The organism is Paenibacillus sp. FSL H7-0331 (genome assembly GCF_001956045.1).
In genome coordinates this window covers 147,195-168,768 of the sequence record NZ_MRTH01000007.1, presented here as the reverse complement: position 1 = coordinate 168,768, position 21,574 = coordinate 147,195, and the positions used below count along the sequence as shown (strand labels likewise).

The window sequence follows — 21,574 nt, the reverse complement described above, 5'->3', positions numbered from 1 at the left end:
ATGGTTGAAGTCGTTATGCGGTAGGTATGTGAGATGCAGCCTGATTCGTGAATATACGGTCCAACGCCAGAAGTCTGCTGCCAGCCAACATCAAGTGGATCGACATCACAAGCAACGCAAGCTCAAATTCAAAGCCGCCGGCAAATCCCATCGCATACTTGGCCGAGATAATAGCTGTAATCATAATCACGCTGAAAATCGCTGCAAAAATACGTGTTCCCAAACCAACAATCGCACAAACACCTCCAATAATTTCGAACGCTCCCACAGGATAGGCCAGATAGCCAGGAATGCCAAGCTGCTCGAAAAATCCTATCGTGTTGTCGATGCCTCCCTGGTACTTCATCAGACCATGTACAAGAAAAATAATGCCGACAGTAACTCTGGAAATCAGGATTCCTACTTCCGCTTTGGTATTCATATGAACGCCTCCTCTTATTATTAGCACTATATGTTGTAGTGTTAAACGTTAAAAAAATTAAAATAAATTGAAAACAAACAAAATAGAAATCAACACGATAATCTGCAGCGAGATTAGAGTTGAAGTGATCGGCGGTTTAAAGGAAATCTTCGCTTGTGGGTCGAGAATTTGGTTAATTCTATAGTTTACCGATGTATCGGCAAAGGATGCATAGGTAAAGGGCATAGTGAACACCGTACCTCTTTTCACCAATTTAAGCAAAGCACTGCCCAGCTCTACAGAAGAACCTAGCTGTTGAATCGCATATTGGTCTGCCACAATCTCTCTGGCAATCTTATAGTGGTGAAGCATCCATTTCAATAGAGGGATATACCAGAACACCGACGCACACAAAGACAGGATCAACGTTTTTAACGGGTCTGCACTTTGTTGGTGCTGCCTTTCATGATAGATGACAGCTTGGATCTCATTCTTGTCCAGCAGCTGTAATAAACCCGTAGTCATGAAAATTCGCGGCTTTAGATAGCCCATCGTAAACGCCATAGGCTTCGTGCTGGACACCAGATGAATATCGGCGGCTCCTGGAACGTCAAGCTTATACATCGGTTGAGCGGAGCTCAAGTTAGTTTGATCACGGAGCAGCTTGCGATACATGTGTTGAGACAGGTACAATTGCTTGCCGAGCAGCCATACGCACATCGCGAACGTATAGAGGACCAGCCCACCAAGAAAATAGCTCGTCTTTAAAAAGCCCAATGATCTGAGCCAGCTGTTGCATAGCTGAAGGATATTAAAGCTGAGTTCTCGTCCGAACAGAAGATGCAGGGCGTACATGCCCATTTGTGTAAGGATAAGGCCAGCAATCAGAAGACACGAAACAAAGATAAGTCGGGATCGGTTTGTCCACATGGTTAGTTGTCCTTTTTGAGCGCCTTAATTTTTTGTTCCAGCTTGGCGATTAAATCTGCATCGACTTCTTCCAGCGCATCCAGCATATGATTGACTACAAGCGGCCCAAACTCCTCGATCAGCTCATGGGTTAATTCCTTGGATTGGTTCTCCAGAAAATGATCTCTGCTTACCATAGGCTGATACAAGCCGGTTCTTCCTTCTGTTCGCTTGGTCAGAAAGCCTTTATCAACCAAACGATTCATGACGGTCATGACGGTATTAAAATTAAGGGGCTTGGTCTGGTCCTGATCCAATTTGGCTTGAACGTCTTTAATGGCTAATTCGGAGCTATCCCACAGTATATTCATGATTTTCGCTTCCAAAGGTCCAAAAAAACGATTTAAACCCCTCTCATGATATTTAAAATTTTGTATCTTCACTTTACAACACCTCACACTACTTATTGTAGTTACCTGAAAACCAACTGTCAACTTCTCTGATCTGCTGCCAACGTCAGTAACACGTGTGATCATTACCTGTAAAGAACGGGTCAAGCAGTTAAAGTACGGCCGCCGAACCTCGGGTGAGTACTTTTATAAGAAGAGAATAGCGCCAGTTTCCGCAAAGGCAAAGGATGCAGAGCTGGCCCGCAAATTATGGATATGGAGCGAGCAGCAGGTTAGCTCATGATTCGTTTCCCGTATTTGTCGTTAATAAGGGGTAGAGGAACAATCTTTCTACCAATCTTGAAGGAGATGCGCCGATGGACAATTCCAAATACGAGAAGCATTATTCGGAGGACGATTTTTGGGGGAAGCTGAAGAAGGCCGCCAAAGACGCGGGACTGAAAGTGGTTTACGTAGGATTACTCCTTTATTATGCACTGCAAAGTCCGAAGACACCGATGAAAGCAAAAATACAAATTTATGGGGCGCTCGGCTATTTGATTTTTCCATTTGATATTATTCCGGACATGATTCCGGTTGTTGGGTATTTGGACGATTTGGGTGCGCTCATGCTGGCGGTAGGTGCCGTGGCGATGAGTATCGATAAAGAAGTGAAGCACAAAGCCAGGATCAAGCTGGTTGATTTTTTTGGAGCGGATGCGGCTCGTAATCAGGACATTATTGACGTAGATGCTCATCTGGTGAAGGATGAGGTTAGCGTAAGCCTTTCCAAGGAATAACGACATAATTTCAAACCAAGATCCTGGGATTCAGTGTAAAGCCTGAGTTTCAGGATTTTTGGTGTAGGGACCGATGCGCGCAGCAATATGAGCTCTTTTTTATAAAAATTTGATGAATCAAATACCTTAAATTAACGGTAGGTCTTATGGTACAATAACAGCGTGATAGCAAGTATAAAGGGGACAACAACGGATGAAATTTCGAGAATTGACAGGCCCATTGGTAGCGCTTACCTTACCTTTTCTTGTATTCAACTTGTTAAAATTCAATCCTTTGCTTGATGTCCAGTTTGCGGTACCCCGCGGACATTTTTATATTGTCAGCTCTGTTGCCTTGCTTGCGAGTATTATTGCGATTGCTGTAGGCATCTCGGGGAGTCGCGTGCGCAATATCAAAATCAGCTTTTTGGCGATGGCCTTTATTTCCTTGGCGGAGATTTTTTCCGTTCATGGCTTGTCCACACCCAATATGCTTATTCATATGTCTCATTTGCCCGGAGTGGCCGCACAGGGGAGTGTGCTGCTAGCCTCCTTCTGGTTATGGTTATCTTCGGTTTCATCTGATAATGGTTTCATTGTGCACTTGTCCAGATGGAGACAATGGTTAGTGCCGGTATGGACCATTGGTTTAGGCTTGATCGGAGTTGCTGCTCTTTCCTTTTCTCATCTGATAGAGTGGATACCGCTCGACGGGCTTGTCTCCAAGTGGCTGTCGACAGGAGCGGTCATGGTCCTGAATGGAATGACGATGTATCGGTACCATCAATCGTACCGCTATTCCCGTTTCCCGCTTCAGGCTGCGATTGTCTACAGCTGCTGCTGGATGATTAATGCGCAGTTGATTATGGTGTTAGGTGAAACCTGGCTTCTTAGCTGGTGGCTGTATCATTTTCTGTTGTTGGCGTCCATGATGGTCATGCTGTACGGATTATTCAAGCAGTATGCGGCTAATCAATCGATGACCCTGGTGATCCGCTCCTTATTCACGAATGATCCGGTTGAACGCATAACGAGCTGTCTGTCTCCAAGCGTGAAAGAGCTGGTGCTGGCTACGGAGATTAAGGACATGTATACAGCAGGCCATAATTTCAGGGTAACCATGTATGCCTTAAGGCTTGCCGAAGAAATGCTGTTGAAGCCGGAGCAGCTCCGTGCTCTCTCACAGGGAGCGATTGTTCATGATGTCGGCAAGAACACGATTCCTGATGCGATATTGAACAAGCCCGGGCGCCTTACGACGGAGGAACGTATCATTATTGAAACGCATCCGGTGAAAGGCTATGAAATGTGCAGGAATCTGGGGTTTATGAAAGAAGAGCTTGATATTATCCGATCTCACCATGAAAAATGGGACGGGACCGGATACCCGGATCGTCTGCAGGGCGAAGAGATTCCACTATTGGCGAGAATTGTTGCAGTCGCTGATGTGTATGACGCGTTGACCTCAACCCGATCCTACCGGAAGGCTTGGTCGCATGAGGAGGCCATATCCTTTTTGAAGGAGCACAGCGGCAGTCATTTTGATCCGCTATGTGTACAAGCCTGGGTTAATGTAAGCAGCAGAGACCCTGAAGTGTACCGACTGCCCTCTAGCCTGACCAGTCCGTTATCGACGAGTGTGCCTTCTAGCCATAAAGGGGCGTTCTGATACCCGGTTCATAAAGCAGGCTTACTCGGTAATGTTTATTCGATACGAAGTCATGATGCCATTCATACGAACGCTAAAGCAATAAAAAAACCTCGAACCGCCCGGCTCGAGGTTTTACTGATGGAGTTCGACTACCTACCCACAGATGCAGGCTCTTTGTGACTGGTTGGCTCGCTTCCGGCTGCTCCCGCTGGGTAAGAGGGCTGTTGGTGAGCTTCGTGAGCCAATCCATATGGCAGGCAAAGTGGAACGCCTGTACGCGGATCAGGGATAATATCCGCTTCGATGCCAAACACCTCACGGAGTACATCGAGATTCATGACTTCAGCCGGGGTGCCGTTGCTGATGACGCGTCCCTTTTGGATGGCGACCATATGGTGGGCGTAGCGAGCCGCGTGGTTGAGATCATGAACGACCATTACAATTGTACGACCTTCTTCGTCGTTCAGCTTCTGAAGCAGCTTAAGTACTTCAAGCTGATGGGCCATATCCAGAAAGGTCGTCGGCTCATCCAAAAACAAAATGTCGGTTCCTTGTGCCAAGGCCATGGCGATCCAGGCACGCTGCCGCTGTCCACCGGATAGCTGGTCTACAGGACGGTCATAAAATTCGTTCATCCCTGTCATTTCAATCGCCCAGCGTACGGCTTCCTTATCTTCCTTGGTCAGGGAGCCGAAGCCCTTCTGATGAGGGAAGCGACCATAGGTGACAAGCTCGGATACCGTCAGTCCGTCTGGCGCAATCGGGTTTTGCGGCAATATCGCCAGTTGCTTGGCGACCTCCTTCGTAGCTTGACGATGAATCGACTTGCCGTCCAGAAATACGGTTCCCCCTGTTGGTTTCAGCATGCGGGCCATCGCTTTAAGAATCGTTGATTTGCCCGATCCATTCGCACCGACAAGCGCCGTGATTTGTCCCGAAGGGATGCTAATATTTAAATGCTCGACTATGCTAATGTCTCCGTAAGCAATATCTAATTGTTCCGTGTATAAGCGTCCCATCTGTATCCGCTCCTTATGATGATACCGATTCTCATTATCAATAAGATTATATCTAATTCCGAGTACAAATGACAACCCTCAATTTCATCAGATATTCATTTAATTCAACATTATGTACCGTTTAGGCATCTATTTGTCCAAATTGTCGCCTGATACAAGCGTATGAGGTAACCTATATCTCTCAGGCTGGACGGTTGCTAAGCGGAACACGCAAGGAGTATAGTGGAAGAGACAGGCAGCTGCAGCAATTAAGGCGAGGAGCAAGTAGTTATGATACGAATAATGGCTGTTGATCATCAATTTCAAGTGATTCCTCAGGCTGGCTTAAAAGACCTGTCGAGTCCGAATGTAGGCTGGTATTGGGTGGATTTTGACATCCCTACAGATGAAGAGGCACTCATGCTGGATACCCACTTTCATTTTCACCCGTTAGCAATCGAAGACTGCTATCATCTCTTGCAGCGCCCAAAGCTGGATCATTACGAGACCGTCAATTTTCTGGTGCTTCATGCCGTGAACGCGGTGACCTTGGCTGCGGAAGAGGTCGATATATTCTGGGGCGATAACTTCATTGTTACGTTCCACCTGTCGCCATCATGGGAAATCGACGAGGCTTGGAGCCGGGTCGAGCAGCAGGAGGCCATCCGTCTTAAGGGGCATGCTTATGCGGCCTATCTGGTGATGGACAATATGGTCGACGAATATTTTCCCTCCGTATATCAAATTGAGGACCAGCTTAATGAAATCGAAATCAAAGGCAGAAGCGCCACTAATCATCTGCTAATGAACGAAATATTTGAAATCCGAACGAAGCTGTTGAAGCTGCGCCGAACGATCGTACCGATGCGGGATCTGCTGTATCGGATGGTCAGCTCGGATAAAATAGACGGTATCAAGGAACAGTTGATTTATTTCACCGATATTTATGATCATCTATTGAAGCTGTCGGAAATTATTGAGGCGACCCGTGACATGACCGCTGATATGCGGGATAGTTATGTATCGCTGAATTCCACCAGGATGAACACGATTATGAAAACCTTAACGGTCATCACGACGATTTTTATGCCTTTGACCTTTATTGCTGGCATATACGGGATGAATTTTGCTTATATGCCTGAATTAACGTGGCACTGGGGTTATTTTATGATTCTGCTTGTGATGTTCGGAATCGGATTTGCCATGTTTCTATGGTTTTATCGCAAGGGCTGGTTCAAATAGCTTTAATCCAGTTCACTAACAGGAGGACTTCTATCGATGTCATTCGTGTTCCATGCCGGGGAATATCCGGAGGCTCCAGGGTGTTATTTGATGAAAAATGCCGCTGGCCGGATCATTTATGTCGGCAAATCGAAAAACCTGCGCAGCCGTCTGCGTTCCTACTTTCAACAGCGCAAGCATCACAAGAAGATTGTGCAGCTCGTTCAGGAAATTGCCGCGATTGAAGTGGTGCTGGTCAACAATGAGCCGGAAAGCCTGCTGCTGGAAAATAATTTAATCAAAATTCATAAGCCCTACTACAACAGGGCGCTTAAAAGAGATAACAGCGGCTACGCGTACCTGCAGTTGACAGCAGAGCCTGTTCCGCGATTGGACGTCTTTTACCGAAACCGCAAGTCAACCCCGGATCATATGGATACACCTCAGCGTTATCCACTGCATACAAGGAAACAGCAGAAGCGTATAGTCTCCCTATCCGCTGCTGGATCAACTGCACGTGAACTGCCACATCTACCCACAGTAATGAAGCAGGCTGCCGGTCCGCCAGCAGTATCCCTGAATCAGCAGCGCTTCGGTCCTTATCCGAGCTCCCGCTTTCGGAATGCGGTGCTGGAATTTGTCACCGATCATTTTCGTCTGCGTACTTGTCGGACCCTTCCAAAGCGAGCGTGTCTGCTGTACCATATTGGCAAATGCAGCGGTGTTTGCGAAGGCTGGATCTCCGAGGAAGCCTATCGCGATACGGCATCCCAGGCAGCAGAGCTGCTTGTTAACAACGGCGAGGCGCTGATAGCGGCGATGTACAGCAAAATGGGCGATTATGCCGAGCGTCTTGAATTTGAAAAGGCCGAGAACATGCTTCGCCATATTCGTATTCTCGAAAGACTGCCCGTCAAGCAAATTGTCGACCGCGAGGTGATCGTCAATCAGGATGTGCTTTACTTCGGAGAGGGCCAGGTGTTGATCGCCAAGGTGCAGGAAGGGATGCTGCGCGATTTTTATATGCAGGAGCTGACCGGGTCTGATCAGGAAACGGGCGCGGCATGCGACAGCTTCCTGATCTCGCATTATCGTGCGGAACGGCCGGACGAGCTTATCGTGAACCGGATTGTCGATCCCCGCAAGGTACGTGCGTCGCTACGGGCAGCAGGGAGCAAGCCCTTGCTCATTACCCAGCCGAAGCGGGGATTGAAATACGATCTGCTCAAGCTGTGTAAGGACAATTACGAGTATCGGATGCAGCGGGATCAATATCATTCTTAAGATCGATTTATAAAAGATTGTCTATAAGGTTAAGTTGAATACTGCTGCAATCATCTACTATATACGAATTGAGGGGCTGCCAGGGGCAGCTCCTTTTTGCTGTCGGATGAAGGGGTGACCTCTAAATTGCAGATATCATAACGCAAACCTGGCGGGAATTGGGTAATACTATGCTAGGGGCTTCAAACAGGTCAAGACGTATCGATCAAATAGGAGAGGATGATATCGATGAAGAAATTGTTGATTACAGGAGCAAACGGCAAGCTGGGGGAAAGTCTGCTGCAAGGATTGAGGGAGCAAGGGAAATATGACATCGTGGCTGCCGATTTGCAGCCTGACCCTGATCAAGGGATCGTGAAGCTTGACGTCACTGATGCCAACAGGCTTCAGGAGCTGATGCAGGGAGTGGACGTCGTGCTTCATTTTGCCTGGGCTCAGGATGAGGAAGACTTTCTTGGCAAGGTGCTGCCGATCAATGTGACGGGTGCTTATCATGTATATGAAGCGGCGCGTGCCCATGGTGTGAAGCGGGTAATCTTTGCAAGCTCGAACCATGCAACCGGATTCTACAAGGTAGGTGAAACGGTAGAGCCTGATGAGCCTTATCGGCCAGACAGCTTTTATGGACTAAGCAAATGTTATATTGAATTGCTTGGGCGGTTCTATGCGGACAAATACGGTATTTCCTCATTTAATATACGGATTGGCAATTTTCCGGGTGACGACAGGCCGCACTCCGCGCGCTCGGCGCACATCTGGATATCGAGTCGGGATATGGTTCAGCTGGCCGCCTGCTGCATTGAAGCCGACAGCTCGATCGATTTTCTCAGTCTGTATGGAACCTCTGACAATAGCGATAATTATTACGATATCGGGTATTTGGAAAAGCTGATCGGTTATAAGCCGCAGGATAATGCCAGCGAGCTGCTTGCTGAGTCACGGCACAGCCACGAGACAATCGCCCAGGATGAGACCGCTTTTCAAGGTGGAGGTTTTGTGGAGAAGGAACAGCCTGCTAAATCATAGGAGCAGCTGTTTGAGTTCACCCTCAAAAATAGCGATAAAAAAAAGGAACGTATCAGGCTGTACTTCACCTCGATACGTTCCTTTAAGTATGGATATGCTATGCATGGATAAGAGTAAAATTAACTTATACGTTAATGATGTATTGGTTAAGAATGGAGCGAAGCAGCTCGACACGACCGGATTTGTTCGTGATCGGGTTATTTTGCAAGGCATAAGCTTCCAGCGTATGGAAGTTTGCTTTGCCGGATACGATATCGGCGCCAATGCCGGTTGTGAAGGAAGCGTAACGCTCTTCAATGGCATTTTCGAAAGCACGATCTTCGATCAGCTTGGCAGCTACCTGCAGCCCACGCGCGAATGCATCCATACCGTTGATGTGCGCGTACACGACATCGATAGGCTCGAATGAGGTACGACGTACTTTGGCGTCGAAGTTCACACCACCGCGGCCGATACCACCCTCGTTTTGCAAAATTTCATACATGGCAAGCGTCGAAGCGTACAGGTCTGTCGGGAATTCGTCCGTATCCCAGCCCAGCAGCAGGTCGCCTTGGTTAGCGTCAATAGAGCCCAGAGCGCCATTAATACGGGCAACACGCAGCTCATGCTCGAAGGTGTGTCCTGCCAATGTAGCATGGTTAGCTTCCAGGTTCAGCTTGAAATGCTTTGCCAGGTCATATTTTTGCAGGAATTGCAGCGTCGTTGCCGCGTCAAAATCATACTGGTGCTTGGATGGTTCCTTCGGTTTTGGTTCGATCAGGAACTGAGCATCAAAGCCGATTTCCTTCGCGTAATCAACAGCCAATTGCAGGAAGCGTGCCAGATTATCAAGCTCCAGGCCAAGGTCCGTATTCAACAATGACTCATAGCCCTCACGGCCGCCCCAGAATACGTAGTTTTCCGCGCCCAGCTCTTTACCGTGATCCAAGGCTTTCTTCACTTGTGCAGCAGCATAAGCAAATACATCAGCGTTGGAAGTTGTTGCAGCACCGTGCACGAAGCGTGGATTGGTGAACATGTTGGCAGTATTCCACAGCAGCTTTTTGCCGCTGGATTGCATGTGTTGTTTAATCAGAGCGACGATTTCATCCAGATTGCGATTTGTTTCCTGCAGGGTGTCGCCTTCCGGTGCGATATCACGGTCATGGAAGCAGAAATAATCGACATCAAGAATGTTCAACAGCTCGAAGCAAGCTTCAACGCGAGCCTTGGCCAGCTCCATACCGGATAATTCGTTCCAGCCGCGAAGTGCAGTACCTGCACCAAAAGGATCGGAGCCATTGCCTGTAAAGGAGTGCCAGTAAGCCACGCCAAAGCGCAGATGCTCGCGCATCGTTTTACCCAAAATGACTTCATCAGGGTTGTAAAATTTAAATGCAAGTGGATTCGTCGAGGATTTCCCTTCAAACTTCACAGTACCTACATGATCAAAATAGCCCATTGTTTTTACCTCCAGATATGAATTGATAAGGAACGACAGCAGCGTACAAATACACAGAAAAACATAGTAATGGATATAACCTGAAGACGTATCAAGATTATCGCTCTGTGCAAGAACGCTTTCAAAACCATCATAGCATTCTCCACGTAGTTTGTAAATCCATTAAACAAACTTAGTATGTGCACATCGGTTACATTCATGCTAAAATAATGCCAAACCATCCAGATGGGGGCTATCATGAAACAAACCGGAGATTTGAACCTGGTCAAAAAGATTAACAAGTCCATTGTACTTCACTATATACGCAACTATTCACCTATATCCCGAGCACGAATCGCTGAACAAACGGGACTTACGAAGGCGACGGTTTCCAGTCTGGTCAACGAGCTGCTGGAAAGCAGTCTTGCCAATGAAATCGGTACGGGTGAATCGAGCGGTGGACGTAAGCCGATGATGCTGCTCTTTAATCGTACAGCCGGTTATGCGCTCGGCATCGACCTGGGCGTGAATTATATACGTGCCGTGCTAACTGATTTGGAGGGCACGATTGTAGAGCAATATAAGGTGCAGCATGATAACACAGTGTTGGAGCTGGCTTTGGTTGAGCTGAAAGCATGCATCCGCGAGATGATTCGGCGTGTTCCACAGAGTGTCTATGGTATCGTCGGCATAGGTATTGGAATCCCGGGAATCAGTAACGGGCAGGGTGATGTATTATTTGCGCCTAATCTGGGCTGGACCGATGTCCCCCTGCAGCGTATCATCGAAGAGGAATTTGGCATAGCCGTCGTGATCGATAACGAAGCTAATGCGGGAGCGGTTGGAGAAAAGGAATTTGGAGCAGGCCGTGATGCAGCCGATCTTGTATACATCAGCGTCGGTATAGGAATTGGCGCTGGTATTATTATCAAAGGTGAGCTGTTTCGAGGCTCTTCCGGATTTTCCGGGGAGATCGGGCATATGTCGATCCAGCACGATGGCAAGCCATGTCGCTGCGGGAACGCGGGCTGTTGGGAAATGTATGCATCGGAAAATGCATTATATGAAGCAGCGAGACATGTATTGAATACTCCATCAATCGATATGGAAACTTTGCTGTCGCTTGCGGAAAAGGGTGAGTCTTCCGTCATCAAGCTGTTTGAACGGGTAGGTCACTTTCTCGGTGTAGGTGTGGTGAACATTATTAACGGATTTAACCCGGAGCTGATTATTATCGGGGGGCGCCTCGCAGAGGCGGGCCAGTGGCTGCGTCCGACCATGCTGCAATCACTGGAAGGGCGTTCGCTGCCTTATCCGCGTGAACGGCTGCAGATCGAATTTTCCCAGCTTGGGAGCAGGTCGGCGGTGCTCGGGGCGTGCTCATTTGCGATTAGCAAGTTTTTTGCGTCGACAAAAGTATCGGTGGAATAACTGGATAAGAGTTCAACCCCAGCTCATCTTTATTTGAGTGGGGTTGGAAGTGTTGGAGAAGCAGGCGGTAAAGGGTAGGGTAGTGGACGTTTGCCATAAATCGCTTCCGAGGGCAGCTTGTCCAAGGTAATGACATAAGGATGGTTGTATACCATACGCAGGTGATAATCGGAATTGATTTTACCATCCATCAAAAATTTTTCGTGCCACGTATTAAAGTACATCCATCCGACCTTGTTTCTTTTGAGCTGACGAGGGTCTGGAATCGGTCCATTTTCCGTATATGCAACGAGCTTTTTCCCATCTCCCATTGCGACGACAGTATCATACACACTCATCAAGGTGCTGTAATCCCCAGCTTTAATGTAACGATCGATTCCTAAAATATCCACGTATTGATTTCCCGGATACCAGTCCTTGGAATATTTGGTGTCAGACGTTGTCCAGACCCAGATGAGATTATTAAGCCCATGAAACGTAGTAAACCGTTCAAACATGATTGCATAAAGTTGTTTGGCTATTTCGGGTCCTTTTGAGCCCCACCAGAACCAGCCGCCTTCAGCTTCATGCAGCGGACGCCACAGGATCGGGATTTTGGCATCTTTAAAGCGTTTTAAGGTTTGCGCCATTTGATCCAGGTCCTTCAGCAACGCATTATGCTCAGGAGTGCCGGGCTGAACGGCTTTGGCGGCATCAAAGCTTGTGTTGGAGGTCATAAATTCTCGTTCATTCATCGGGGCTGACCAATGCCACTCCACGGAAACGAGGCCACCGTATTTGGCCCATTCTATCGCATTGTCACCAAAATCGGTAGCTGTAAAACCTGCGACTGCAGGCAGCTTGCCTGTTTGCTTATAGATGTAATTGGCTTCAATCGATGAGCTGCGCTGCTGCCCGGCAAGAATACTTTTTCCATATTGAGAGGTTAAATACGACATTAAGGCTTGAGCTTCAATCGATGGCTGAGGGTTAACGAGCTTGTTCGATACAGGGGCAATGGCAGGGCGTTCCTGCAAGGGACCGATACGGATATAATCGACATCAAAGTAGCCCCAATACGTAGTGATCTCCACGATATTGTCACCCTCATCGAGATAAATCTGACCAAACTCGATATTTGTAAATACCTCGGATTGGGGAAACATTTTTTCACCGGCAGTGCTGCCGTTGATTTCAATATTGTTGGTTTTATCACCACTTGGAGCAGCATATCGGATATCCAGAGGGTAGAAACCTTCTTGATCAACATGTATGGTAAATTGCAGAGAATCGCCTGCGATTTCAAAGCCGGTTACGTAGCCGCTGCCTGAATAATCAGGTAGCTCCTGGGAAACGATAGTTCCAATCCGTAACGCATCCTCTGCTTCGTATACCGTATAGGAGGCAGAATCTTCGGACTCGGCGTATGCTGTACTCCAGGCTATACTTAGTATGATAAGGCTAGTCGCCAGTAATTTGCGTAATAAAGTCAGTTTAAGAATGTACATCGTCCGTCTCTCCTGTTCGTAGAGTTCCTTGATTGAAGTGGCATTGGATGAAGAGACATCAACTGTAGTAGCTTGTCCATATTTTCCCTTAGTTTACTTGGAAATAGTCAGTAAATCAATTAAATCAGGCGATTTTCGACGGGCGCCAATCACGTTTGAAAAATTACATATATTTCATAAAGCGCTTGCTTTTTAAATCGGGCCATGATATTATAAAAACATTGAAATAGATGGAACCTTAATTCAGATATTGTAAAGGGTTTTCATTTCTATAATGGAACTTTTCACAATGTGTGAATTTTTATTTTTTTAAAGAAATAAAAAAAGATCATGTTAAATATTTTTTGGAGGTAATACACATGGCACAAACAGGTACAGTAAAATGGTTTAACGCAGAAAAAGGTTTCGGTTTTATCGAAGTTGAAGGCGGAAACGACGTATTTGTACATTTCAGCGCAATCGTTGGCGACGGCTTCAAATCTTTAGACGAAGGCCAACGCGTTGAGTTCAACGTGGTACAAGGCAACCGTGGACCACAAGCGGAAAACGTTGTTAAACTGTAATTCAAATAAAAATGCTCTCAACTTCGGTTGAGGGCATTTTTTTCGTTCTCATTTTATTATGATTGCGGTGTCGCTTATTTAACTTGTGGTTGCTGGTATGTGCGATAAGATGGCGTCCTTCACCTGCTGCGTGGTAGCGGCTAGCTCAAGATTTTCAAAAACATGTTCACATTCCTTGCGATAAGAAACCTCCTCAATATAATGATTCAGATAATGACTAATAACCTCATCAGATACATTGCGGGCCTCAAGTCTTTCCAGGATCAATTGTTTGTTCGCATAAATGAATAGACGAATTGCCCGATCTTTGAATTCATATTTGAATTTGTTGGCTCCTGATCGATTGACGATTACATAGGCGACAGAATGATTGGCGAATGCAGCTTCCACATCGGATCTTTTGATCCCATAAAAATGATTATCGATTTCGGCAGTCTGTATGAATTCACCGCGAATATCGGCATCGATAAATTCTCTGCGGGTGGTGAAGTAGTACGCCTGACCATTACTTTCGTGAGGTCGTGGTTCACGGGTGGTATGAGAAATAATGTACTGCAGCCCAAGCTCCTTGCCTAGTTGATGTGCAATGGTTTTCCTGCCGGCTCCGCTAGTTCCTACAAAAACCAAGATTGTACCCTGCTCGATTCCGATACTCATACAATGACCTCCCAAAAATCATTTTTCGAAGAGGATGCCTTGTTTCAGTTGCCCAGGATGCTATTTCCTTCTATTTCTATTATAGTACAAATATTCAGAAAATTAAATAAATAGTTTACGCTTTCATAGCTTATGAGACTTGGTATGGACAAATGAGGGGACGAAACGTAGTATGGTGAATAGGGTCTGCAACATGACCCGCTCCGAAAATTTAATCGAGGCTGGAGAGATGACAAATGTCCATAAATTGTATTTATTGTAACCGTGATGAACGTATTGATAATCTAATGATCGAGATTGGGCAAATGCGCGTGTCTACGCTATTTTTGTTCAAGGAGCAGACTCATAAGGGTCGTTGTGTCGTGGCGCTTAATGAGCATCAGCAGGAGTTTTTCCATCTTTCCCAGGAGAAACAGGATGCCTATATGCGCGATGTTGCCCAGGCTGCCAAGGCGATTGAGTCGGCTTTCGCACCAGGTAAAATCAATTATGGTGCATTCGGCGATACAATGCCGCACGTCCATTTCCATATCGTACCGAAATATGAGAACGGAGCCGCATGGGGCAAAATGTTTGAAATGAACCCTGGGGAAACGTATTTGACAGACGATGAATATCAGGAAGTCATCAATAAGCTGAAGGCTGCCCTATAAGGGGTTGTTCAAAAAGTCATCTTTTGAACACGTACTATAAGTGTTCTAATAGGCGATCGAAATGGCAGGAGTTGCTATGGTGATACGCTGTTGACCGGTAATGGAATCCCGATGAACCGCCACCTGGAGGTTCATTTTTTGTTGGGTGTCCGCCGCCGATTCCTCAACTATTGTGGAATGGTAGGAAATGCTCAAGCTGTTGGCATCCTGATAACGGGCCAGCTCCTGGGCATGAAGGCTATCGGTTACGTGCAGCTGTAGAGAAGGGCTTAACCCTGGCTGTTGGGAAGATGTATCAGCATCTATATTTCCTTGAATCATCACGTTCCAGTTGGACTGAATTCGGAGGGCTTGCAGCTGAGTATTCCATTGCTGTTGCAGATCGTGCAGGGTGTTAATTCCGTCTGATTGTAGCGTTTCGGCAGTCAGGCTTAATTGTGTGCTTCCATCAGGAAAGCCGATCCACAGCAGGGTAGCCTGAGTTGTAGCCGTATCCTTCAGCGTGAATCTGTAGAGTAGTACGTCCTGCTTGCGTATCGGGTTCAATGGCGCTGTAAGCTTAAATGTGGTGCTTATGTTCTGGGCCGTTTGGGCAAAATCACGCTCGTCCTTGTAGGGAAGATAGGCACTCGTGTGTTTTATGATTACCTTTTTATCTGAAATGATGACGGATTCAGCCAATGGGAGTAAGCGCTGCAGATCTCCATCCGAATGCGGGCGCAATGTCCAGCCTTGAGCTGCTGCTTCAAGTGTCAGTACTAGGGTAATTAATACTATGAATGTCCAACTGATGGTTGCTCTCATGGCTCTGTCCTTTCGATTGCAATCTATCACTCTATGAAAAAGGGATTCTAGTAAAAGGATAGGCAATAGTGAACAAAAATATACATGATAGATAGGGTTGCATACAAAAAAGGCACCTCCTCCATTGGAGGGGTGCCTTTCGGTTATGAGCGAATCTTCATTCGCGCCGTATTAGTTTACTTTGTGGTGATTGTTGAGTAAAGGGAGCATTTTCGAATTTTTGACCATCTCTGATTTGCATATAGGGCAAAGCGGGCTTTTTTGCAAAGAAAAGTTTTCTCGCATCCAGCACGAGCATCCTTCTTTACTGCACACCCAAACGGATGTCTGCTCTTCTTGAACCGGTTCCATGTTTTTCTTGGAGAAATACAATGTAGAACCCCTCCTTCAGTTTGTGCGCTGCATTCCAACATGAGAACTATGGATGGTCGTGAACTGAAAAAGAACTGCCCACGTCCGAGCAGTTCCCCCCTCATCATGAAACCTTACAGTTTCACTACGTTTTCTGCTTGAGGTCCACGGTTGCCTTGAACAACGTTAAATTGTACGCGTTGTCCTTCATCAAGGGATTTATAGCCATCCCCTGTAATAGCACTAAAATGTACGAATACATCTTTGCCGCCTTCAACTTCGATAAAACCGAAGCCTTTTTCAGCATTAAACCATTTCACTGTTCCTGTTTCCATCTTCTTAAAAACCTCCAATAAATGTTTACTCTTATTTGCATGAATAAGAAAATTCACACATTATAAAGATTACCCCAAAATTTACTGTAATAATCTTTATAAGATGTGAATTTAACAGATACAATATTGTGAATGTTCTGATTATACCATAATTTCAGTACCATCACAACCAAATACTGTTCATTATACTTCGGTTGGAACATGCTGGGGGGGAGCTGTCCATACTTTATTGTATCCAGATTTGTCCAAAACATTCCACTTTTTTTAGTCGTCTGCTGGCTAGGATGACGGGTTAACCGATTTCGGAATTTTGCCGGCAATTTGCTCAAAAATATCCAGAAATACGGTCAGCTTATCCGTATCCAAATCGTTTAAATAGCTGCCGATAATTTCTCTTCGCAGCTGCTGAAGCTGTTCCAAAACTTCATGACCACGATCGGTCATATCGATCAATACGACTCTGCGATCCTTATCATCATGGCGACGCTGCACGACCCCTTGAGCGATCAATCGGTCAATCATGACGGTAATGGCGCTTGGTTTGACTTCCATTCTGCCGGCGAGATCCGTCACTTTACAGGGACCTGTTTTGGAAATGAAATGCAGCATGACGAACTGCTGTCCGGTTAACTTTAGACTGGTATGTGATGTGAGCTCAGGTCCGAGCCTGCGTACGATCGTCCAAAGGGCGGTTTCAAAGCGCTCGGTCTGACTTGTCTTGGTTTCATGGCCGGAATCCATTGTATGGGTAGCACCTCCGTGAACTATTAATGATGTCGGCGAAAAACTGTTGGCTCTCCCGGGACTTGTTAATCTGGCTGCTGCTTTGCTTACGATTACTATATCATGCGAGTCATTATTATGTAATCAAATTACAGTTAAATCCAGGCTTCGTCAAGTTGAAGCAGTGGGTTCAATCCTTTCACGATATTAGCTGGCTGTGCCTCCCGTGTCATCCGGATAAGTCGGGGGTATTCCTGTAGTCAACCCTAACAATGTTTGGTAAGATGAATCCAAAGCGACCAACACAGGTGAGGATTTGAAATACAAATGGTTACATTTAGGAGAGTATGATGATCAACGGACGATTTGAGGAGCTTATCTCAGCTGAGCAAGGGAAGCTATGGGACGAAAGAGGATATGCAAGCTGCTGGGAGCATTATGCTGACGAGCTGCAATTATTGGATTTGAGGCTGCAGTGGTTGTATTTACGAAGGAAGAAAAGGATGACGGAATGGCAGGCTGATCCTTTTAATGGCATGTTTGTTTCCGAAGAGGAATTTATGGGCTTGATTAACGCTGCAGCCCCTCTGCCTGAGTATGATCAGGAAGCTGAGCTGCTGCTGGATCGGCTGCATGAGGCTGAAGAATCGGTGGATCGGAGGCTTGCGCAAAGTGGGTTGACGGGCGTCTTTCTGCCGCTTCCTTATATAGAACGGATATTTGGTATGCAGGCATGGGAGCGTCAATGCATCATGATAGCGTTAGCGGTTGAATTGGACCGTAAATATGAAAGGATCTTTGGCTTCCTGATCGATGATCTGACTGCCAAGCACCCGAATATTAGCTTGCTGCTACAGCTGGCTTGCCATGATCTGGAAGAAATGAGTGCCGCCCGTTTATCGCTGTCCCCATCCGGAAAACTGGCCAAGTATATGCTGTATAAGGAAGCGGGAGAATTGACAACCCGTTCTTTGCTCTCGAAGCTCGTCTTTCTGGATCGGCGGATGGTCCGGTTTTTGCTGGACGAGACGGTACTTCATTCTGAGGAAGAGCTGTTCCGTGTTACTCAGCGTCATGCGCTGGACACGCCATTGCCGCAGCTGCGTACCGGTTTGGAGCTGCAGGATCAGCTGCAGACATTTGTAAGGGAGATGTATGCCCCGGGCAAAAAGGAACGCAAGCGGATCGCTTTTTATATATGGGGCCCATCAGGTGCTGGGAAAAAGCTGCAGGTACAGCATTGCTGCCGTTCCTTCGGCAAGCCTGTGCTGTTCGCAGACCTCTCCGCCATGCTGCTGCAGGACAAGCCCTTTGATCTGCTGCTGGATGAGGTGCTGAGGGAAGCGATATTGCATCAGGCGATTCTCGGACTGACCCATGTGGAGGTGTTATTTCCCGAAGAGCCGGACCTGCTGTCCCGGCAGCGTCTTGAGGCGGTATACCACTGCTTGAACAGCTATAATGGACTGCTGTTTCTATTGGCAGACAAGCACCAACGATTGTCCTCCGAGCTGAAGGATCGGCTGGTCATTGATCTGGAGATCCCGATACCGGCCGACGAACAGCGGCATAAGTTGTGGGAAAGCTTCGCCTTGGAGCACGGACTCAATTATAAGGTTGATTGGGCAGTATTAGGCAGCAAGTTCCGTTTCACACCCGGACAAATCAACAGAGCGCTGATGTTTGCGCAAGGCTTTGCGGCCTGGAATGGCAGCGGTAATTCGGAAAAAACAGCTCATTTGGACAATCGTTCTGGGATGGATGTGGTTGAGGCTGCGTTGTACAAGGCATGCTTCATGCAGGTGCAGCATCGTCTGGCCAAGAAAGCGGTGCGGATTCAGCCCAAGTACGCGTGGGAGGATATTATTTTACCGACTGAGCAAAAGGAGCAGCTTCGCCAAGCCTGCAACCAGATGAAATACCGCAGTATCGTATACAGCAGATGGGGCTTTGAGCGTAAGCTTGCATATGGCAAAGGACTAAGCATGCTGTTCGCAGGTCCTCCGGGAACGGGGAAGACGATGTCTGCCCAGGTTGTCGCCAATGAGCTTCAGCTGGAGCTCTATAAGATTGATTTATCCCAGGTCATCAGCAAATATATCGGTGAGACGGAAAAAAATCTGCATGAAATTTTTGAAGAGGCCCGTATTAGTAACGCGATCCTGTTTTTTGATGAGACCGATGCGCTGTTTGGCAAACGTTCCGAGGTCAAGGATTCTCATGATAAGTATGCTAACATTGAGACCGCCTATCTGCTGCAAAAGATGGAGGAATATGAAGGGATCACGGTACTCGCCACCAACCTGCTGAACAATATCGATGAAGCTTTTATTCGAAGGATTAGCTATATTATTAAATTTCCTTTTCCTGATGAGGAGCAGCGCGAGAAAATTTGGCGATCGATGTTTCCGAAGGAAGCGCCGATTGGTGATGACGTCGATTTCAAATATGTGGCTTCCAAATTTCAGGTAGCTGGCGGTTATATTAAAAATATTGCCGTATCCTCCGCCTTTATGGCCGCAGATGCGGGAACTGTTATTGGGATGCGACATATTTTGCAGGCAGTTAAATATGAAATGCAAAAAACAGGTAAAATATGGAATAAAGATGATGTTGATATGTATTAAATAACGATAGAGGCGTTTATCTCAGGATTTTGGAGATAAGCGCCTTGTTTGATTTGATAAAATTGTGATATCTCTCACAATTCATTTTCGCCATTACGTGGTACGATAAGCATGTATGACGGTAATCGAGCATTTCTGCCATAATTTGAAAGTGGAAGATGTGGACTATTGTTATTAAATAGTTCAAATGAACCATGAGAAGTAGTAGTCAAGCCTTGGAAATACACTTATAATAGAAAAAGGATCTTAAATCGACATGAAATTCTCTATTATTACAAGGAGATCTGGCGAATGCTGACATATAATGTGAGGAGTGATTTCCTATAGGCGATTATACGGTTATTGCCGATGTTGGCGCCTCTTTGCTGAAGCTGCTCAGAGAACATATGACACCAGATCCAATTCCTCAGCCGGAGTTGATTGGCTTGGCGTCCCCTGCGGATAAGGGTGATCTCTCCCTTTCACTATTTTTGTACAACATCCTGGAAAGCGGCGATAACCGCCAAACCCGGATGGTTGCACGAGGGACGGATTCTATCCAATTTCCTCCTATGACTGTAAATTTATATTATTTGCTCACGGCCCACTCTTCTGCGGAACTTCAATCAAGAATCGTCGATGAGCATCGTATTTTGGGCAGGGCGATGCAGGTGCTATACGATAATTCTGTGCTTCGTGGACCTGCTTCTGTAGGCACCTTGGCAGAGGCTGGCGAGGAAGTACGTGTGGTTATGGATACGCTCACAGGCGAGGCTTTGACGAGAATGTGGAATTTCGCAGATCTTCCTTATCGTCTTTCCATAGGTTACGTAGTAGGCCCAGTACATATCGATTCGACAAGAATCAAAACAACGAAACGGGTTACAGAGCGAGACTTCCGGATTCAAGGGTAGGAGGACCGAATGGAGCCAACTCGAATATCAATGATGAAAACCCGTGTCTCATTAGCAGTATGCCTCTTGGACTCATTCACCTTAGGTCCCCCACTCGGCAGCAATACGAAGATTGCTTTAGAAGAGATGCTAGCTAAGCCTGTTGTTAAAGCACAAGGTTATTACATTTTTACCGACCTGCAGGAAGGTATGTACCGATTGCGGGTGCTTGTTCAGCATTATTTCGAAGAGTACGTTGATATTAGGGTAGGTCCCAAGGACCAGTTGGTTCATGTCTCTCTCACACCTCGTCCATCCTATCCCTTTCATGATAAAGCGACCTTGCTTCGCGTCAATGTCAAGAACGCCGGGGGAGCTCCTTGCTCGGGTGCATCACTGCTGGCTGTCCCGTTGACTGAGGAAGTGTCGAGAGCAAGGTTGGCCCAGGACCATGCAGGGCGAGGAGAGAATGAGCTGATGCTTGGTTCTGTAACCGGAAAAATCGGAATCGGCGATCGATTCCTTATTCGCGGACGCAATGCGAAGGCTGATGAGGAGCTGTGCTGCGTTGCTGCTGTGCTGGAGCACCAGCGTAAAGTGCGTTTGGTCGAGCCAATAAGCGGCTCTTACAGTCGGGGTTCGCTGCTGCTGCCTGTCGTAAAATCCAGATCTGACGAGCAAGGCGAGGCTGTTCTGGCCTTTGCCAACTGCAGAGCCAAACAATTCGATCTAAGACTTGATATTACCTATGGCGATCTCTCCCTTTTGAAGGAGGTGAACCTTGCGGAGGGCGGAACGACATTAGCTGGGAGCTTATGCTTGGATCCATCGGCAACACCTTCAAAAGCTTCAAAAGGCAATACCTAACATTGTTAGCAGATCGGATTTATCCATCTTCTATAATCCACAAGCAGAGAGGAGAGAACTGGTTTCATTCTGCAAAGGAACCGATTTCGGCTTGTAAGGGCGAGACGGTGCAGATCGATGAAACCGG

General features: G+C 46.8%; 23 protein-coding genes. 12 read left to right on the top strand and 11 right to left on the bottom strand.

Translation table 11 applies throughout. The features are described 5' to 3' along the window. Nucleotides 1-13: 13 nt before the first annotated feature. From BK127_RS12715 to BK127_RS12705, 3 genes are read right to left on the bottom strand one after another with little or no spacing between them, the layout of a single operon-like run. A complete protein-coding gene (locus BK127_RS12715; RefSeq protein WP_076230425.1) occupies nucleotides 14-421 on the bottom strand; it encodes a DoxX family protein in 408 nt (135 codons plus the stop codon). A 57-nt stretch (nucleotides 422-478) separates the two neighbouring features. Beyond that, on the bottom strand, nucleotides 479-1,330 hold the full coding sequence (locus BK127_RS12710; protein WP_076230424.1) for a M56 family metallopeptidase: 852 nt from the start codon (nucleotides 1,328-1,330) through the stop codon (nucleotides 479-481). A gap of 2 nt (nucleotides 1,331-1,332) precedes the next feature. After that, a complete protein-coding gene (locus BK127_RS12705; protein ID WP_076230423.1) occupies nucleotides 1,333-1,752 on the bottom strand; it encodes a BlaI/MecI/CopY family transcriptional regulator in 420 nt (139 codons plus the stop codon). Nucleotides 1,753-1,837: 85 nt separating this feature from the next. On the opposite strand from BK127_RS12705, the gene BK127_RS42975 reads away from it, so the two are divergent. From BK127_RS42975 to BK127_RS12695, 3 genes are all read left to right on the top strand, one after another. Next, nucleotides 1,838-2,002, top strand: coding sequence for a hypothetical protein (locus tag BK127_RS42975; RefSeq protein ID WP_179097460.1), 165 nt, complete (start codon nucleotides 1,838-1,840; stop codon nucleotides 2,000-2,002). 73 nt (nucleotides 2,003-2,075) lie between these two features. Further along, complete coding sequence (locus tag BK127_RS12700) at nucleotides 2,076-2,498, top strand: YkvA family protein (protein ID WP_076230422.1); 423 nt, start codon at nucleotides 2,076-2,078, stop codon at nucleotides 2,496-2,498. 193 nt (nucleotides 2,499-2,691) lie between these two features. Next, nucleotides 2,692-4,146: an HD-GYP domain-containing protein gene (locus tag BK127_RS12695; RefSeq protein ID WP_076230421.1), complete on the top strand. Its 1,455-nt coding sequence runs from the start codon at nucleotides 2,692-2,694 to the stop codon at nucleotides 4,144-4,146. Nucleotides 4,147-4,277: 131 nt separating this feature from the next. Here BK127_RS12695 and BK127_RS12690 read toward each other — a convergent pair whose 3' ends face one another. After that, nucleotides 4,278-5,147: an ABC transporter ATP-binding protein gene (locus BK127_RS12690; protein WP_076230420.1), complete on the bottom strand. Its 870-nt coding sequence runs from the start codon at nucleotides 5,145-5,147 to the stop codon at nucleotides 4,278-4,280. A 270-nt stretch (nucleotides 5,148-5,417) separates the two neighbouring features. On the opposite strand from BK127_RS12690, the gene corA reads away from it, so the two are divergent. The 3 genes from corA (at nucleotide 5,418) to BK127_RS12675 (ending at nucleotide 8,657) form a co-directional block, all read left to right on the top strand. Continuing rightward, nucleotides 5,418-6,368, top strand: coding sequence for a magnesium/cobalt transporter CorA (corA, locus tag BK127_RS12685; RefSeq protein ID WP_076230419.1), 951 nt, complete (start codon nucleotides 5,418-5,420; stop codon nucleotides 6,366-6,368). A gap of 36 nt (nucleotides 6,369-6,404) precedes the next feature. After that, nucleotides 6,405-7,631 carry a GIY-YIG nuclease family protein gene (locus tag BK127_RS12680; protein ID WP_076230418.1) on the top strand — a complete coding sequence of 409 codons (1,227 nt, stop codon included), beginning with the start codon at nucleotides 6,405-6,407 and terminating at the stop codon, nucleotides 7,629-7,631. Nucleotides 7,632-7,850: 219 nt separating this feature from the next. Beyond that, nucleotides 7,851-8,657: an NAD-dependent epimerase/dehydratase family protein gene (locus tag BK127_RS12675; protein ID WP_076230417.1), complete on the top strand. Its 807-nt coding sequence runs from the start codon at nucleotides 7,851-7,853 to the stop codon at nucleotides 8,655-8,657. A 124-nt stretch (nucleotides 8,658-8,781) separates the two neighbouring features. Here the strand turns inward: BK127_RS12675 and xylA are convergent, their stop codons facing one another. After that, the gene (gene xylA / locus BK127_RS12670) at nucleotides 8,782-10,098 is read right to left on the bottom strand and encodes a xylose isomerase (RefSeq protein ID WP_076230416.1); all 1,317 of its coding nucleotides are present in this window, start codon (nucleotides 10,096-10,098) and stop codon (nucleotides 8,782-8,784) included. Between the two features lie 237 nt (nucleotides 10,099-10,335). On the opposite strand from xylA, the gene BK127_RS12665 reads away from it, so the two are divergent. Further along, nucleotides 10,336-11,508 (top strand): ROK family transcriptional regulator, encoded by a 1,173-nt coding sequence (locus tag BK127_RS12665; protein WP_076230415.1) that lies wholly within the window; start codon nucleotides 10,336-10,338, stop codon nucleotides 11,506-11,508. Nucleotides 11,509-11,537: 29 nt separating this feature from the next. Here the strand turns inward: BK127_RS12665 and BK127_RS12660 are convergent, their stop codons facing one another. Then, nucleotides 11,538-12,995, bottom strand: coding sequence for a glycosyl hydrolase (locus BK127_RS12660; RefSeq protein WP_076230414.1), 1,458 nt, complete (start codon nucleotides 12,993-12,995; stop codon nucleotides 11,538-11,540). Between the two features lie 359 nt (nucleotides 12,996-13,354). On the opposite strand from BK127_RS12660, the gene BK127_RS12655 reads away from it, so the two are divergent. Then, complete coding sequence (locus BK127_RS12655) at nucleotides 13,355-13,558, top strand: cold-shock protein (protein ID WP_076230413.1); 204 nt, start codon at nucleotides 13,355-13,357, stop codon at nucleotides 13,556-13,558. A gap of 78 nt (nucleotides 13,559-13,636) precedes the next feature. Here the strand turns inward: BK127_RS12655 and BK127_RS12650 are convergent, their stop codons facing one another. Continuing rightward, nucleotides 13,637-14,215 carry a guanylate kinase gene (locus BK127_RS12650; RefSeq protein ID WP_076230412.1) on the bottom strand — a complete coding sequence of 193 codons (579 nt, stop codon included), beginning with the start codon at nucleotides 14,213-14,215 and terminating at the stop codon, nucleotides 13,637-13,639. 236 nt (nucleotides 14,216-14,451) lie between these two features. Here BK127_RS12650 and BK127_RS12645 point away from each other — a divergent pair, with 236 nt between their 5' ends. Beyond that, a complete protein-coding gene (locus BK127_RS12645) occupies nucleotides 14,452-14,868 on the top strand; it encodes an HIT family protein (RefSeq protein WP_076230411.1) in 417 nt (138 codons plus the stop codon). A gap of 45 nt (nucleotides 14,869-14,913) precedes the next feature. Here the strand turns inward: BK127_RS12645 and BK127_RS12640 are convergent, their stop codons facing one another. The 4 genes from BK127_RS12640 to BK127_RS12625 all read right to left on the bottom strand — a co-directional run bounded on the left by BK127_RS12640 (nucleotide 14,914) and on the right by BK127_RS12625 (nucleotide 17,099). Further along, complete coding sequence (locus BK127_RS12640; RefSeq protein WP_076230410.1) at nucleotides 14,914-15,672, bottom strand: YwmB family TATA-box binding protein; 759 nt, start codon at nucleotides 15,670-15,672, stop codon at nucleotides 14,914-14,916. A gap of 171 nt (nucleotides 15,673-15,843) precedes the next feature. After that, a complete protein-coding gene (locus BK127_RS12635; protein WP_076230409.1) occupies nucleotides 15,844-16,044 on the bottom strand; it encodes a cold-shock protein in 201 nt (66 codons plus the stop codon). A 113-nt stretch (nucleotides 16,045-16,157) separates the two neighbouring features. Next, nucleotides 16,158-16,358 carry a cold-shock protein gene (locus tag BK127_RS12630; protein ID WP_028549128.1) on the bottom strand — a complete coding sequence of 67 codons (201 nt, stop codon included), beginning with the start codon at nucleotides 16,356-16,358 and terminating at the stop codon, nucleotides 16,158-16,160. 279 nt (nucleotides 16,359-16,637) lie between these two features. Further along, on the bottom strand, nucleotides 16,638-17,099 hold the full coding sequence (locus BK127_RS12625) for a MarR family winged helix-turn-helix transcriptional regulator (RefSeq protein ID WP_083689262.1): 462 nt from the start codon (nucleotides 17,097-17,099) through the stop codon (nucleotides 16,638-16,640). A 332-nt stretch (nucleotides 17,100-17,431) separates the two neighbouring features. On the opposite strand from BK127_RS12625, the gene BK127_RS12620 reads away from it, so the two are divergent. The 3 genes from BK127_RS12620 (at nucleotide 17,432) to BK127_RS12610 (ending at nucleotide 21,447) form a co-directional block, all read left to right on the top strand. Beyond that, nucleotides 17,432-19,708: an ATP-binding protein gene (locus BK127_RS12620; protein WP_179097459.1), complete on the top strand. Its 2,277-nt coding sequence runs from the start codon at nucleotides 17,432-17,434 to the stop codon at nucleotides 19,706-19,708. 362 nt (nucleotides 19,709-20,070) lie between these two features. Further along, complete coding sequence (locus BK127_RS12615; RefSeq protein WP_483874382.1) at nucleotides 20,071-20,601, top strand: Pvc16 family protein; 531 nt, start codon at nucleotides 20,071-20,073, stop codon at nucleotides 20,599-20,601. Between the two features lie 9 nt (nucleotides 20,602-20,610). Further along, nucleotides 20,611-21,447, top strand: a complete 837-nt coding sequence (locus BK127_RS12610; protein ID WP_076230407.1) for a hypothetical protein — start codon at nucleotides 20,611-20,613, stop codon at nucleotides 21,445-21,447. The last annotated feature ends 127 nt before the right edge of the window (nucleotides 21,448-21,574 follow it).

What these genes read in the sequence shown, in the direction of transcription:
- BK127_RS12715 (WP_076230425.1), bottom strand. Translation starts at nt 421, where the DNA reads ATGAATACCAAAGCGGAAGTAGGAATCCTGATTTCCAGAGTTACTGTC.
- BK127_RS12710 (WP_076230424.1), bottom strand. Translation starts at nt 1,330, where the DNA reads ATGTGGACAAACCGATCCCGACTTATCTTTGTTTCGTGTCTTCTGATT.
- BK127_RS12700 (WP_076230422.1), top strand. Translation starts at nt 2,076, where the DNA reads ATGGACAATTCCAAATACGAGAAGCATTATTCGGAGGACGATTTTTGG.
- BK127_RS12695 (WP_076230421.1), top strand. Translation starts at nt 2,692, where the DNA reads ATGAAATTTCGAGAATTGACAGGCCCATTGGTAGCGCTTACCTTACCT.
- BK127_RS12690 (WP_076230420.1), bottom strand. Translation starts at nt 5,147, where the DNA reads ATGGGACGCTTATACACGGAACAATTAGATATTGCTTACGGAGACATT.
- corA (WP_076230419.1), top strand. Translation starts at nt 5,418, where the DNA reads ATGATACGAATAATGGCTGTTGATCATCAATTTCAAGTGATTCCTCAG.
- BK127_RS12680 (WP_076230418.1), top strand. Translation starts at nt 6,405, where the DNA reads ATGTCATTCGTGTTCCATGCCGGGGAATATCCGGAGGCTCCAGGGTGT.
- BK127_RS12675 (WP_076230417.1), top strand. Translation starts at nt 7,851, where the DNA reads ATGATATCGATGAAGAAATTGTTGATTACAGGAGCAAACGGCAAGCTG.
- xylA (WP_076230416.1), bottom strand. Translation starts at nt 10,098, where the DNA reads ATGGGCTATTTTGATCATGTAGGTACTGTGAAGTTTGAAGGGAAATCC.
- BK127_RS12665 (WP_076230415.1), top strand. Translation starts at nt 10,336, where the DNA reads ATGAAACAAACCGGAGATTTGAACCTGGTCAAAAAGATTAACAAGTCC.
- BK127_RS12660 (WP_076230414.1), bottom strand. Translation starts at nt 12,995, where the DNA reads ATGTACATTCTTAAACTGACTTTATTACGCAAATTACTGGCGACTAGC.
- BK127_RS12655 (WP_076230413.1), top strand. Translation starts at nt 13,355, where the DNA reads ATGGCACAAACAGGTACAGTAAAATGGTTTAACGCAGAAAAAGGTTTC.
- BK127_RS12650 (WP_076230412.1), bottom strand. Translation starts at nt 14,215, where the DNA reads ATGAGTATCGGAATCGAGCAGGGTACAATCTTGGTTTTTGTAGGAACT.
- BK127_RS12645 (WP_076230411.1), top strand. Translation starts at nt 14,452, where the DNA reads ATGTCCATAAATTGTATTTATTGTAACCGTGATGAACGTATTGATAAT.
- BK127_RS12640 (WP_076230410.1), bottom strand. Translation starts at nt 15,672, where the DNA reads ATGAGAGCAACCATCAGTTGGACATTCATAGTATTAATTACCCTAGTA.
- BK127_RS12630 (WP_028549128.1), bottom strand. Translation starts at nt 16,358, where the DNA reads ATGGAAACAGGAACAGTGAAATGGTTTAATGCTGAAAAAGGCTTCGGT.
- BK127_RS12625 (WP_083689262.1), bottom strand. Translation starts at nt 17,099, where the DNA reads ATGGATTCCGGCCATGAAACCAAGACAAGTCAGACCGAGCGCTTTGAA.
- BK127_RS12620 (WP_179097459.1), top strand. Translation starts at nt 17,432, where the DNA reads ATGATCAACGGACGATTTGAGGAGCTTATCTCAGCTGAGCAAGGGAAG.
- BK127_RS12610 (WP_076230407.1), top strand. Translation starts at nt 20,611, where the DNA reads ATGGAGCCAACTCGAATATCAATGATGAAAACCCGTGTCTCATTAGCA.